This window comes from Pseudomonas sp. NPDC088322, from assembly GCF_044740745.1.
Lineage (GTDB): Bacteria > Pseudomonadota > Gammaproteobacteria > Pseudomonadales > Pseudomonadaceae > Aquipseudomonas > Aquipseudomonas shirazensis.
The window spans coordinates 400,359-413,655 of sequence record NZ_JBIURK010000001.1; the positions used below are offsets into that span (position 1 = coordinate 400,359).

The window sequence follows — 13,297 nt, forward strand, 5'->3', positions numbered from 1 at the left end:
AGGTCAATGTTGGACCTGGCTGCGGGTTCGAATTCTATTGGTCCGATGTGGCCGTCTGCGGGAGTGGTCGATGGTTCAGGCAAGCAGTCACGCCCAAGCGGGGCAAGGGGTCGCGCGCCCGATTGGCCTGCTGGTGGCAGCTGTTGGGGTGGTCTATGGCGATATCGGCACCAGCCCGCTTTATACGCTCAAGGAGGTGTTTTCCGGCGGCTACGGGGTGCCGGTCGACCATGATGGTGTGCTCGGCATCCTGTCGTTGATCTTCTGGTCGCTGATCTGGGTGGTGTCATTCAAGTATGTGACGTTCATTCTGCGTGCCGACAACCAGGGCGAGGGCGGCATCATGGCCCTCACCGCGTTGGCCACGCGGGCTTCAGCGCCTTATCCGAAACTGCGCATCGTCATGATCGGCTGCGGCCTGGTCGGTGCCTCGTTGTTCTATGGCGACAGCCTGATTACCCCGGCGGTATCGGTGTTGTCGGCGGTTGAGGGCATGGGGCTGGCGTTCGACGGCATTGACCACTGGGTGGTACCGATTGCCGTGGTGGTGCTGGTGGCGCTGTTTCTGGTGCAAAAGCACGGTACGGCCAAGATCGGCATCCTGTTCGGGCCGGTGATGGTGCTCTGGTTCGCGGTGCTGGCGCTGCTCGGCCTGCATGGCATCGTGCAGAGCCCGGAGGTGATCAAGGCGCTGAACCCGGCCTGGGCGGTCAACTTCTTCGTGGTGCATCCTGGCATGGGTGTGGCCATTCTCGGCGCGGTGGTGCTGGCGCTGACTGGCGCCGAGGCGCTGTATGCCGACATGGGCCACTTTGGCCGCAAACCGATTGCCCGCGCCTGGTTCATCCTGGTGCTGCCGGCCCTGGTGCTGAACTACTTCGGGCAGGGCGCATTGCTGCTGCAGGACCCGGAAGCGGCGCGCAATCCGTTCTACCTGCTGGCTCCGAGCTGGGCGCTGTTGCCGTTGGTCGGCTTGTCCACCCTGGCCACGGTGATCGCTTCCCAAGCCGTGATTTCTGGAGCCTTTTCGTTGACGCGCCAGGCGATTCAGCTCGGTTACATCCCGCGCATGCAGATCCAGCACACCTCCAGCGACGAGCAGGGGCAGATCTACATTGGTGCGGTGAACTGGGCGCTGATGATCGGCGTTGTGCTGCTGGTGATCGGCTTTGAATCATCCGGCGCGTTGGCTGCGGCCTACGGCGTAGCGGTGACCGGTACCATGCTGATGACCACACTACTGGTGGCGACGGTGATGCTGCTGTTGTGGAAATGGCCGCCACTGCTGGCAGTGCCGATCCTGATCGGCTTCCTGTTGGTCGATGGGCTGTTCTTTGCCGCCAACCTGCCCAAGGTAGTGCAGGGCGGCGCCTTCCCGGTATTGGCAGCGATTGCCTTGCTGTTGTTGATGACGACCTGGAAGCGCGGCAAGCAGATCCTCGTGGAGCGCATTGACGAAGCCGCGCTGCCGCTGCCGATCTTCATCAGCAGCATCCGCGTGCAGCCGCCGCATCGGGTCGAGGGCACTGCGGTGTTTTTGACCGCGCGGCCAGACGCCGTGCCTCATGCGCTGTTGCACAACATGCTGCATAACCAGGTTCTGCATCGTCAGGTGGTGTTGTTAACGGTAGTCAGCGAAGACCGGCCGCGGGTGCCGGAGCAAGAGCGCTTCGAGGTCGAAGCCTATGGCGATGGGTTCTTCCGGGTGCTCCTGCACTTTGGCTTCATGGACGAGCCGGACGTGCCGCAGGCACTACGCTTGTGCCATCTGGACGAGCTCGACTTTAGCCCGATGCGCACGACTTACTTCCTGAGTCGCGAGACGGTTATCGCCTCACGTCTGGAAGGCATGGCGCGCTGGCGCGGGGCGTTGTTCGCATTCTTGCTGAAGAACGCCAACGGCAACCTGCGCTTCTTCAACCTGCCGTTGAACCGAGTGATCGAACTGGGCACTCAGGTCGAGATCTGAAGTAACCGGGGCCGCAATGCGGCCCCGATTACTACTCAGTTCTGTTCAGCTACGTTGGTTTTGCCCTGGCGCGTCTCGATCTCGCCGATCAGGCGCTTGGCCAGTGCCGGGTAGTTCTCATCGAAGTGGTGGCCACCCGGCAGTTTCAGGCGCTCGCCAACTGCAGTTTGCTCGGTGCAGCCGCTCTCGTCGGCCTCTTCGACACCATAGATGCATACAACCTTGGCCGCAGGCATACGGGCCATTTCCGGGCCGGTCGGTGCTTCCTGGCCTTCTTTGCCAAGCCAGCCTTCGACTTCGATCTCGAAACTGCCGCTGCGGGCAAACGCCAGCAGGATCACCGCATCCACGCGCTGCTGATCTTCTTCTGGCAGGCGGTTGTAGATCGCCGGCAGTACGTCGGCGCCGAACGAATAGCCGGTCAGGACAAAGCGCTTGGTGCCCCACTTTTGCCGGTAGTGCTGCATCAGTTCGGACAAGTCGATGGCGCTCTGTTCCGGGGTCTTGTGCTGCCAGTAATAGCGCAGCGTGTCGATGCCGACCACCGGATAGCCGAGTTTGGCCATTTCGCCTGCTACATCGCGGTCAAGGTCGCGCCAGCCACCATCTCCGGAAAGGAACAGGGTCACGGTATCAGTGGTTTGCCCGGCAGGCACTTCCACCACCGGGATGCTCAGCGCGTTGCCGTCGTGGCCGACCAGAACCTGGGTCAGCTGACCCTTGAGCACCTGCGGCAGATGGATGTCGTAGTCGCTGATGCTGGTTTCGGCGTTGCTTTGATCACGGACGAAGGCGGCGCTGGCGTCATCCGGGTTGTCGTTCCAGGCGACATTCCAGTGGCCATGGGCAGCGCTTTTCGGTAGTGCCGGGCAGCCGGGTTGCTCAAGCTTGAAGTCGACCGAGATGGCGCGGGCCTTGTCATCGGTCTGGCTGGACAGCCAGCGCCAGGCTTGCGCTGCGCCAGGGCCGATGCCGGCAACCACGGTCGGTGCGCCGCCCAGATGGCTGATGGCCTGATCCAGCGCCTGTTGCTGCTTGGCGCAATCGACAGGTGGCAGGGTCACCTGCACCAGCTGCGCTTCGCCGGCCTGGCTCAGGTCGAGCAGTTGCTTGTCGCTGAGCGCCTGATCTTCAGGCACGCCAATCGCCACGCGGGTTTTGGCGGTGACTGCAGGTGTGGCTAGAACCAGGCTGCTGCCATCGGTCAGGGTCAGGTGCTCGACCTGAGCCTCCGGCGCCGGCCGGGTCCACAACCAGAACCACACGGCGGCACCCGCCAGGGCAAGCAACAAAGCGATCAATAGGAAGTGCCAATAGCGTCGAATCATCAGCGTTTCACCAATCCAGTCAGGCCGCCAGCGATCAGGGCGGCAGTGTCAGCCAATGCCACCAGCGGGTCCAGCCCGGCTGGCACGGCCATGTAACGAGGTTCCCAGTCTGGCTGGAACTTGTCCTTGAAACGGCGCAGACCCTGGAAGTTGTACAGCTGCTCGCCGCGCTGGAACACCAGCGAACCCAGGCGCTGGGTCAGCGGTGCGCCACGTCGCGGCTGCAGGCCGGAGAGCGGGACCATGCCCAGGCTGAAACGCCCGTAGCCATGGTTTTTGTAGTGCAGGATCAAGCCGATCATCATGAACTCCATGGTCAGCTTCGGCGCTTCAGGGTGCGCGCGCATCAAGTCGAGGCTGGCCAGCTCCAGGCTGTGTGTCTCGAGCAGGTTGGCGAACGCCACCGGGCGACCTTGGAAGCGGATCAGGGCGATGCGGAAGTGCTGTAGGTATTCCGGGCTGAAACGGCCCAGCGAAAAGCCTTTCTCGCGTACGTTCTTGCCGCTGAGCCAGGCGTCCGAGATTTCCTTGAGCTCGTCCATGGGTGCTTGGCCAGGTTCGTGTACTTCCAGGCTCAGGCCGTCGCGGCCACCGCGGTTCCAGGTGTAGCGCAGGTCTTTCATCTCCTTGCCTTTGGCTTCCAGATCGAAGCGGCGCAGATCAACCCGCGCTTCTTCGCCAAGCTTGAGCGCGGTCAGGCCGATGTCCATGTAGAAAGGCAGGTTCTCGGCGCGTACCTGGTAGAACACCGGGCGGGCATGGTGCACGTCGCACAGGTCACGGAACTGCCAGATCATCTCGGCGCGCTCCTGGGCAGGGCCAATCGGGTCGTATAGTGCGACCAGGCTACGGCCACGGCGGGCATACATGATGAAGGCGTTGTCGTTGGGGTGGAACAGCAGCGCCTTGTCGCCGGTCAGGGCCAGGCCGCCGTCTGGTTGATCGGACGCCAGCAGGATCTGCCGGGCCCTTTCCAGCTCATCGGCGGTCGGCAGATGGATCACCGGCCGCGCCGTGCGCAACAACCAGGTCAGGGCGACGAACACCAGCAGCACCGCGCTGCCCATGGCTGCGCGCAGGCCGCGTGGGGCGTCGGCATCGAGGGTGAACTGCCACCACAGCTGATGGCTATAGGGCACGTCCTGATAGGCGAACAGCAGCAGCCAGACCGATGCGCCGATAACGCAAGCACTGGCGACCAGATACACCGGCGAAAACGGCAGCTCGAGCAGGCGGCTCGGCCGGTAGAACGAGCGTCGGAACACCGCCAGCAGGACTGCGGTGAACGTCAGAACGCAGGCTTCTTCCCAGTCGAAGCCTTTCAGCAGCGACAGCAGCGCGCCCACCAACAGCAACACCGTGGTCAGCAACCAGGCAGCGGACAGACGTCGGCGCAGGCCCTGGGCCAGCAGCAGGCAAAGCACGCCGATCAGGCTGGCGCCGAAGTGCGAGGCGTCGATCAGCCGGTGCGGTACCAGAAAGCCCATGTGTTCGAGGCGCGTGTCGATCTCCGGTGTGGCGCCGGAAAACAGCAGCACCACGCCGGACAGAAACACCAGAATCGCCAGCACTGGTGCAGCCAGCCCGGAAGCGGCCTTCAGTGCCTGCTGGGCGAACAGCAAGCGGCGGGCTTCGTTGGCCAGCAGCAGAACGCAGGCCAGCAGCAGCGGCAACACCACGTAGATCAAACGGTACAGCAACAACGCTGCTGCCAGTGGCGCCGCGCCAAGCTGATCGGCAAAAGCGGCCAGCAGGATCGCTTCAAACACACCGACGCCACCCGGCACATGGCTGAGCACGCCCGCTGCCAGTGCCAGCAGGTACACCAGCACAAACGCGCCAAACGGCGGCGCCTCAGGCAGCAGCAGATACAACACTGTGGCGGCAGCCGCAACATCAAGTGCGGTGATCAGCAGTTGCAGGCCGGTCAGGCGCGCGCCGGGCAGGCGCAGCGTGCGCCGACCGAGCTTGACCAGCAGGCTGTCAGCCAGCGGCTGCTCGGCCGACCGGCGCCGATAGAGGCCGGCGACCAGCAGTGCACTCAGCATCAGTACCGCAATGGCGATGGCCGCCAATATACCGGCCGGCATGCGTAAGGCGATTGCTGCCGCAGGCAAGTTGCTCAGCGTTGCCAGTGCTGCCAAAGGGGGCAGGGCGCAGCCCAGCGACAAGCTGGCGAATACCGTCATCCGCGCCACTTCACCGGCACCCAGACCATGGCGGGCATACAGCCGATAACGCACCGAGCCACCCGACAGTATCGACAGGCCAATTGCATTGCCAATGGCGAACGCACTGAAACCGCCCAGCACCAGGGTTGCGGCTGGCAGCTTAACGGCGGCGTAGCGGCTGGCAGACCATTCATAACCAAACAGGATCACGAAGCCGACCACGGTCGCTAGCAGTGCACCGAGCATGGCCTGCTTCGGCACGCTGAGAATGGCGTCGTGCAGCGCATAGATATCCAGCTCACTGAGCAGGTGACGGCAGGCAATCAAGGCCATGCCGAACAACAGCAGGGTCAGTACCAGAACGATCGGTTGCCGATACCGGCTCAGCCGCTCGAGCCAGGGCAGGCGTTGGGCAGCCACCGGCAGCGCCGCGGTGAGTGGCGTCTGGGGATCAGGGGTATGGGCGGTCATGAGTTACCTCGGGCCGACAGCGCGAGGTGAGAGAAAGGTGCGGCCAAGTGGAAGTCCCTTAGGAAAACGTATCCAGATATTACTCCTGCCGGAGGCGCTTGCAGCGGTCCGACGGGGTTAAAGATAGTTCATCCATTAGGGCTGGCCAGGGTGTGGCAAAAGGCGAGGGCAGGCTGATCGGGGATTTTCAGAACCCCGGAAACAACAAACCCCGCGCTGTTTAAAACAGTGCGGGGTTTGTTCTGACGATTTGGTTGCGGGAGCCGGATTTGAACCGACGACCTTCGGGTTATGAGCCCGACGAGCTACCAGACTGCTCCATCCCGCGTCAGTGGGGCGCATTCTACGCATTACTGGCACTAGGTCAAGTCTTCCACGCTGATGCAGCGTAAATAACTTAAAAGCACAACGTGCAGACGAAAAAAATGGCCGCTGTTTTCACAGTGGCCATTTTCTCTGTTTGGTTGCGGGAGCCGGATTTGAACCGACGACCTTCGGGTTATGAGCCCGACGAGCTACCAGACTGCTCCATCCCGCGTCTGTGGGGTGGACTATACCCTGATTCGCGCTGATGTCAAGCTTACCCTTTGATTTAGAACAAATTATTCTAGGACAGCTTTATTTGAAGCAAAGAAAAAGGCCACTGTTTGCACAGTGGCCTCTTCTATATTTGGTTGCGGGAGCCGGATTTGAACCGACGACCTTCGGGTTATGAGCCCGACGAGCTACCAGACTGCTCCATCCCGCGTCTGTGGAGTGGATTCTACGCCCTGGCGCTGCGCAGTCAAGCTATTTCTCAGGGAAATCCTTTTCTGTTCAATCTGTTAGCGTCTCAATTAAGCGCCGGGCTCAGCAACGGCGGGCATTCCAGGCCAATTGTCGAATAGCAGAGTGCGCACGGTGCCAGCGCGTGGCGGTTACGGTAATATCTGTATGAATTTACAGTACTGACGGTCATCCATGTCTTTGCGCAAGATCATCCATGTCGACTGCGACTGCTTCTACGCTGCGATCGAAATGCGTGACGATCCGAGCCTGGCTGGCCGGCCGATGGCGGTGGGTGGCTCGGCGGAGCGGCGCGGGGTAATTGCCACCTGCAACTATGAAGCGCGCGCTTATGGGGTACGCTCGGCAATGTCCTCGCGCCACGCGCTTAAACTCTGCCCTGACCTGTTGATCGTCAAGCCGCGTTTCGAGGCCTACCGCGAAGCCTCACGCGAGATCCAGGCGATCTTTCGTGACTACACCGAGCTGATCGAGCCGCTGTCGCTGGATGAAGCCTATCTGGATGTCAGCGACAGCTCCTGGTACGGCGGCAGCGCCACGCGGATTGCTGAGGATATCCGCCAGCGCGTCGCCAAGTCCTTGCACATCACGGTTTCAGCAGGGGTTGCGCCAAACAAGTTCCTGGCCAAGATTGCCAGCGACTGGCGCAAGCCCAACGGACTGTTCGTGATTACCCCCGGCGAGGTGGAGGCGTTTGTTGCCGCGCTGCCGGTGGCTCGCCTGCATGGTGTGGGCAAGGTCACTGCCGACAAACTGACCCGGCTGGGTATCGATACCTGCATGGACATGCGCGAATGGTCAAAGCTGGCGCTGGTGCGCGAGTTCGGCAGTTTTGGTGAGCGTTTGTGGGGGTTGGCCCGTGGTGTGGATGAGCGCGCTGTGCAGAATGACAGTCGGCGTCAGTCGGTCAGTGTCGAAAACACCTACGATACCGATCTGCCTGATCTGAACAGCTGCCTGGCCAAATTGCCTGAGTTGCTCGATAGCCTTAATGAGCGGGTCGCGCGGATGGACAGCAGCTATAAAGCCGACAAGCCATTCGTCAAGGTCAAGTTTCATGACTTCACGCAGACGACCATGGAGCAGGCGGGTGCCGGGCGCGATCTGGAGAGTTACCGACAGTTGCTGAGCCAGGCGTTTGCCCGAGGTGGCAAGCCGGTGCGGTTGCTTGGAGTAGGGGTGCGCTTGCGCGATCTGCGCGGGGCGCATGAGCAGCTGGAGTTGTTTGCGCAATCTTGAGGGTGCGTCAGCAAGGCCGCCAGGCGGCCCTGTGACGAAGGCGATTATTGTCCGCCTGGATCTGCTACCAGTCGCCCGGTCTGTTTGGTCAGTGCCTGCAAGAATTCCTGCTGCAATTCTGGATCATTGCGGGTCAGTTCAATCAGGCTCTGCTCAAGCTCACTGGCTTCTTCTTCCAGGCCAAGCTCGGACAGCCGCTTGACCCGGTGAACCCACTGGCTGACATCGTCGTCTTCAAGGTCATCGAAGATCAGGTGCCGTGCTTCGACCAGTTTGTTGCGCAGCGTGCCGCTGACCAGCAGGCTGGCGTCGCCGCGAATGCCGTTGTCCTCGTCGACCACCTGCAGGTGCAGGGTGCCTACGCGGCCGAGATTCTGCTCGGAAAACGGCGCATCCAGCAGGTTCAGCCGCAGCACACCGTTACGGTCGGTGGTCAGCTCATGGTTGAGCTTGCCAGCCTTGACCTCGACCAGGCGCTCGCTCCAGGGCAGGTTGGTGGATTCTTCGCGCTTGGCTTTCTCCACCTCGCTGATGCCCGCCAGGTTCTGCTGGGCACGGCCGTTGGATTGCACGTTCATGAATGGATTGAGCCCGGCAACGCCATAGCTCAGCCAGTCATGAGTGACGCTCTGCGGCAGGTTGCCCAAGGCGAACACATTGACCACATTGGCACCGACTCCGGCCACCACCGCGACCGCGCCCAGCGGGATCTCGTAGATCTCCCGCCAGGGCTGGTAAGGGGTGTAGCGGTCGTAGCGGCGGGTCACTTCGAACTCGGTGACTTCGAAGCGCTGCTGCTCGTGAACGCGCACGCGCCGTTGCGGAAGCTCCATTACCTTGGGCTCGCCAACGTCGATCTGCAGACTGTGCTCGAGCAACTTGCGCTCGACGCGTTCTTCATGCTCGCTGCGCTGGGACATCTGATTGGCGCAGCCGCTGACGAACAGGGCGCCGCAGAGTGCGGCGCCCCCCAGGGTAAAGGTACTTCGCTTGTACATGTTCACTCGCGCAGTGGGCTATCAGCGACGGATGCGGGCTTGCAGGAAGGTCAGCACTTCGTTGACCGGCAGCGCCTGGGCGTCCTGCTCGGTGCGGTGCTTGTATTCCAGATTGCCATCGGCCAGACCGCGGTCACTGACCACGATCCGGTGCGGGATGCCGATCAGTTCCATATCGGCAAACTTGTTACCTGGGCTGGTCTTCTTGTCACGGTCATCGAGCAGCACTTCGAAGCCTGCAGCGGTCAGTTCGGCGTACAGCTTGTCGGTCGCCTCACGCACCACCTCGGTTTCGTAGCGCAGCGGTACCAGAGCGATCTGAAACGGCGCCAGGGCATCGTTCCAGATGATCCCTTTGTCGTCGTAGCTCTGCTCGATGGCAGCAGCAACCACGCGCGAAACGCCGATGCCGTAGCAACCCATCGACAGTACTACTGGCTTGCCGTTCTCGCCGAGTACCTGGCACTTGAGCGCCTCGCTGTACTTGGTGCCGAGCTGGAAGATATGCCCGACTTCGATGCCGCGCTTGATCACCAGGGTGCCCTGGCCATCTGGGCTTGGGTCACCGGCAACCACGTTGCGCAGGTCGGCTACTTCAGGCACTGGCAGGTCACGCTCCCAGTTGACGCCGAAGTAGTGCTTGTCGTCGATGTTGGCGCCGATACCGAAGTCGCTCATCAGGGCCACCGAGCGGTCGATGATGATTTCCAGCGGCAGGTTCAGCGGGCCCAGCGAGCCTGCACCGGCGCCAATGGCGTCACGCAGCTCGGCGTCGCTGGCCATGACCAGCGGTTCGGCAACCTGCGGGAGCTTGGCGGCCTTGATTTCGTTGAGTTCGTGATCACCGCGCACGATCAAGGCAATCAGCTTGCCTTCTTCAGCGCCGCGCACGATCAGGGTCTTGACCGTCTTCTCGATTGGCAGGCCATGGTTTTCGACCAGTTGGGCGATGGTCTTGGCATGCGGAGTATCGACCAGGCGCAGCTCTTCGGTTGGCGCCGGGCGCACGCTTTCGCGTGGGATGGCTTCGGCTTTTTCGATGTTGGCGGCGTAGTCGGAGCTGTCGCTGAAGATCACGTCGTCTTCACCGGTAGCGGCCAGGACGTGGAATTCGTGCGAGTAGTTGCCACCGATCGAGCCGGTATCAGCCTGCACTGGGCGGAAGTTCAAGCCCAGGCGGGTAAAGATGTTGCTGTACGCCTGATGCATGCGGTCGTAGGTTTCCTGCAGGGAAGCCTGGTCGGCATGGAACGAGTAGGCGTCCTTCATGATGAACTCGCGGCCGCGCATCAAACCGAAGCGTGGGCGGATCTCATCGCGGAATTTGGTCTGGATCTGGTACAGGTTGAGCGGCAGCTGTTTATAGCTGGACAGCTCGTTGCGGACCATGTCGGTGATCACTTCTTCGTGAGTCGGGCCAACACAGAAGTCGCGGTTGTGCCGGTCTTTCAGGCGCAGCAGCTCTGGGCCGTACTGTTCCCAGCGGCCAGATTCCTGCCACAGCTCGGCTGGCTGGATGCTCGGCATCAGCACTTCAAGCGCGCCGGCGGCGTTCATTTCTTCGCGGACCACGGCTTCGACCTTGCGCATTACCCGCAGGCCCATCGGCAGCCAGGTGTACAGGCCGGAGGCCAGCTTGCGGATCATGCCGGCGCGCAGCATGAGCTGATGGCTGATGACCACTGCATCGGCAGGGGTTTCTTTTTGGGTGGCGAGCAAATATTGACTGGTGCGCATGGGGGGCCGTGTCGATTGCCTAAGACGTTGAAATGACCCCGCATTCTACGGGGGCGAAACGAAAGCGTACAGGATGCCGCAGCGCAGGCCAGTTGTCAGCCAAGAAAAAGCCCGGCGTGGTCGCCGGGCTTTTCAAGTGCGGGGCACTGCAAGCCAGGCTTACAGGATGCTCAGCGGGTACTCGACGATCAGACGCAGTTCGTCCAGAGAGTTGGAGTAAACGGCGTCGGACGAGCGATAAGTTGCCTGACGAACACGGAAGCTCAGGTCCTTGGCGGGGCCCTCCTGAAGCACGTATTTGACGTCGATGTCACGTTCCCACTCGGTTCCGTTGTTGGTGCCTTCCACTTTCGCATCCGTACCGCGTACGTAGCGAGTCATGAAGGTCAGGCCAGGAATACCGAACTCGGCAAAGTTCAGGTCATAACGTGCTTGCCAAGACTTCTCGCCTTCAGCATTGAAGTCGGAGCGGGCAATGGAGTTTGCCAGGAAAATGGTGCCATTACCGTCGACGCCATACTGATAGCCGCCGTCGCCGGTCATCTTCTGATACGCGACGGTGAAAGTGTGCGCGCCAATGCTATAGGCGCCGGACAAGCTGAATGCGCGGCTGTCGATCTTGTCGCCATCATAGGCTCGAGCTTCGCCGCTGCCACTGCTCTTGGTGTCATACACGTTGAAGTCGAACACCAGGCCTTGAGTGTCAGAGATCGGCAGAGCCCAGTTGACGTTGGCGTAGTATTTGCGCCAGTAGTCTTCAACCTTGGAGTAGTAAAGGCTGGTGCTGAGGCTGTCGGTGAAGGCATACGTGCCGCCGGCAACGTCGGCTTTCTTCAGGCGGAAGTTGTCACGGTTGGTCTGTTCCTGACCGGTCAGGCTGGTGAAGCGACCCGCATTCAGGGTGAGGCCTTTGATTTCGCTACTGGTGATCAATGTGCCCTGGGCCATCTCAGGCAGCAAGCGGCTGTCGTCGGTGGCGAATACAGGCAGCGATACGAATTGGTCGCCAGCCTTGAGTACGGTGTCGGAAATGCGGAACTTGACCGCCGCGCCACCCTTGGAGTAGTCGTCCTGGGAACGGCCATCTGAACCGGTAGGGAACAGGCCCGTGCCGGAGAAGCCACGACCGCTGTCCAGCTTGAGGCCGAGCATGCCGATGGCGTCGACACCTACACCGATGGTGCCTTGGGTGAAGCCCGATTCAAAGGTACCGATGAAGCCTTGGCCCCATTCACGCTGATCATGACGCAGGCCGGCTGCGCGGTTAGCGGCCGACTCCTGGTTACGATAGTCACGGCTGAAGTACAGGTTGCGCAACTTGACTGACAGCTGGCTGTCTTCAATAAAGCCTTTGGAATCATCCTGCGAAGAGGCGATGGCCATTTGCGAGGTGCCTGCCGCAACGGCCAGGGCGATCATGCTCCACTTCATCACGCGCATCGTGATTTGCTCCTTTGGTTTTTAGGAAGAGTACCGCTGCGCCCGGGGTTTTAATTATATGGGGCAGCTCTTTCTTGTTGTGTCGGCGCGAAGGTATATCACGCTGACTCTTTATTTGGCGATATGCATAAAGCAACTTTTCACAAACTTTATGGCGTGTCGCTTATAACTAATTCAATGTCGCAAATTACGCGCCGAACAGCGGACATATATCCCAGCGTTCTGCTCCCTCATCCGTTAACCCAGGACGGTACCCCTTGATAGTGCTTCGGCGCCGTGGTCTGTCGGTAGCTCCTGCTCACTGCAGGTGTCGTGCCGACTTGGCGTTGAGGGAATGCAACAAGCGTGCTCATTTTCACATTGAGTTGATGAATTTTTCACATCTGCCTGATCGCTTGCTGGCAAACCTCCGAAAATAAAGGGTTCGGTCTGTCTGATGGTGTGCCAATATTCAACGGTCGATGCAACTGTAAGGTTGCTAACTAAACCAATGTGTTACCGCCGATTGTTCATCTTGAGTAGTTTTACTGGGAACCGCCGTCAGCACTGCGACGGACGGCTCTATTTTGGTGCGAAAAGTAGCGCTTTGTTACCGCGGCGGTGCAGGGCAGCTGTGCAAGCCAGCTAAAGTTTAGCTGGAACGCCCGATTTCATGCCTGTTGCGGCCAGGCAGGGTATCCTCCGCGCACCATGCCTGCGTTGCGCAGGCGATCTGATTGAAGGAGATTTGCCGTGTTCGTCCTGGATCCGCGTTTGCAGCAGGATTGCCTGGTGCTGGGAGATTTCCCGCTGTGTCGGCTGTTGTTGAGCAAAGACGCCAATTATCCGTGGTTCATTCTGGTGCCGCGGCAAGCCGACGTCAGTGAGCTGTTTGACCTCACGGCAGCCGACCAGCAGCAGCTGTGGCAAGAAACCACCTGCCTGGCCAATTCGCTCAAACAGGAATTTGCTGCCGACAAGATGAACGTGGCGACCTTGGGCAACGTGGTCAGCCAACTGCACATGCACGTGATCGTGCGCCACCGCAACGATGCTGCCTGGCCTGCGCCAGTGTGGGGCAAGGTGGCGGCTGCAGAGTACAGCGAGGAGCAACTCGCACAGCTTCGCCAGCGCCTGCGCTCGGCGTTGAACAACAATGACTTCAAGGAGGCGTGAGCT

The 13,297-nt window shown here is 60.8% G+C and carries 8 protein-coding genes and 3 tRNA genes; 3 read left to right on the forward strand and 8 right to left on the reverse strand.

Features of this window, described 5'->3' with window-relative positions:
• Positions 1 to 70 precede the first annotated feature (70 nt).
• Entirely contained in the window at positions 71 to 1,969 is a 1,899-nt protein-coding gene (locus tag ACIOAU_RS01860) for a potassium transporter Kup (RefSeq protein WP_401179599.1), read from the forward strand.
• Positions 1,970 to 2,004: 35 nt separating this feature from the next.
• On the opposite strand, the gene ACIOAU_RS01865 is transcribed toward ACIOAU_RS01860, so the two are convergent.
• From ACIOAU_RS01865 to ACIOAU_RS01885, 5 genes are all read right to left on the reverse strand, one after another.
• Positions 2,005 to 3,297: a virulence factor family protein gene (locus ACIOAU_RS01865; RefSeq protein ID WP_401179602.1), complete on the reverse strand. Its 1,293-nt coding sequence runs from the start codon at positions 3,295 to 3,297 to the stop codon at positions 2,005 to 2,007.
• Complete coding sequence (gene mprF, locus ACIOAU_RS01870; RefSeq protein ID WP_401179605.1) at positions 3,297 to 5,939, reverse strand: bifunctional lysylphosphatidylglycerol flippase/synthetase MprF; 2,643 nt, start codon at positions 5,937 to 5,939, stop codon at positions 3,297 to 3,299. Before mprF ends, ACIOAU_RS01865 begins: the two co-directional genes overlap by 1 nt.
• A 251-nt stretch (positions 5,940 to 6,190) precedes the next feature.
• Positions 6,191 to 6,267: transfer RNA gene (locus ACIOAU_RS01875), tRNA-Met, on the reverse strand.
• Positions 6,268 to 6,400: 133 nt separating this feature from the next.
• Positions 6,401 to 6,477: transfer RNA gene (locus ACIOAU_RS01880), tRNA-Met, on the reverse strand.
• A 133-nt stretch (positions 6,478 to 6,610) separates the two neighbouring features.
• Positions 6,611 to 6,687: transfer RNA gene (locus ACIOAU_RS01885), tRNA-Met, on the reverse strand.
• Between the two features lie 218 nt (positions 6,688 to 6,905).
• On the opposite strand from ACIOAU_RS01885, the gene dinB reads away from it, so the two are divergent.
• Positions 6,906 to 7,964 carry a DNA polymerase IV gene (gene dinB / locus ACIOAU_RS01890; protein ID WP_401180149.1) on the forward strand — a complete coding sequence of 353 codons (1,059 nt, stop codon included), beginning with the start codon at positions 6,906 to 6,908 and terminating at the stop codon, positions 7,962 to 7,964.
• A 44-nt stretch (positions 7,965 to 8,008) separates the two neighbouring features.
• Here the strand turns inward: dinB and ACIOAU_RS01895 are convergent, their stop codons facing one another.
• From ACIOAU_RS01895 to ACIOAU_RS01905, 3 genes are all read right to left on the reverse strand, one after another.
• Positions 8,009 to 8,962: a hypothetical protein gene (locus ACIOAU_RS01895; protein WP_101317385.1), complete on the reverse strand. Its 954-nt coding sequence runs from the start codon at positions 8,960 to 8,962 to the stop codon at positions 8,009 to 8,011.
• A 21-nt stretch (positions 8,963 to 8,983) separates the two neighbouring features.
• Positions 8,984 to 10,699: a proline--tRNA ligase gene (locus tag ACIOAU_RS01900; RefSeq protein ID WP_101317387.1), complete on the reverse strand. Its 1,716-nt coding sequence runs from the start codon at positions 10,697 to 10,699 to the stop codon at positions 8,984 to 8,986.
• 159 nt (positions 10,700 to 10,858) lie between these two features.
• Entirely contained in the window at positions 10,859 to 12,139 is a 1,281-nt protein-coding gene (locus ACIOAU_RS01905; RefSeq protein ID WP_150570877.1) for an OprD family porin, read from the reverse strand.
• 732 nt (positions 12,140 to 12,871) lie between these two features.
• Here ACIOAU_RS01905 and ACIOAU_RS01910 point away from each other — a divergent pair.
• Positions 12,872 to 13,294: an HIT domain-containing protein gene (locus tag ACIOAU_RS01910; protein ID WP_101317391.1), complete on the forward strand. Its 423-nt coding sequence runs from the start codon at positions 12,872 to 12,874 to the stop codon at positions 13,292 to 13,294.
• Positions 13,295 to 13,297 lie beyond the last annotated feature (3 nt).

Excerpts from the sequence above, each read along its gene's own strand:
- ACIOAU_RS01860 (WP_401179599.1), top strand. The coding sequence starts at position 71 with ATGGTTCAGGCAAGCAGTCACGCCCAAGCGGGGCAAGGGGTCGCGCGC.
- ACIOAU_RS01900 (WP_101317387.1), bottom strand. The coding sequence starts at position 10,699 with ATGCGCACCAGTCAATATTTGCTCGCCACCCAAAAAGAAACCCCTGCC.
- mprF (WP_401179605.1), bottom strand. The coding sequence starts at position 5,939 with ATGACCGCCCATACCCCTGATCCCCAGACGCCACTCACCGCGGCGCTG.
- ACIOAU_RS01895 (WP_101317385.1), bottom strand. The coding sequence starts at position 8,962 with ATGTACAAGCGAAGTACCTTTACCCTGGGGGGCGCCGCACTCTGCGGC.
- ACIOAU_RS01865 (WP_401179602.1), bottom strand. The coding sequence starts at position 3,297 with ATGATTCGACGCTATTGGCACTTCCTATTGATCGCTTTGTTGCTTGCC.
- ACIOAU_RS01905 (WP_150570877.1), bottom strand. The coding sequence starts at position 12,139 with ATGCGCGTGATGAAGTGGAGCATGATCGCCCTGGCCGTTGCGGCAGGC.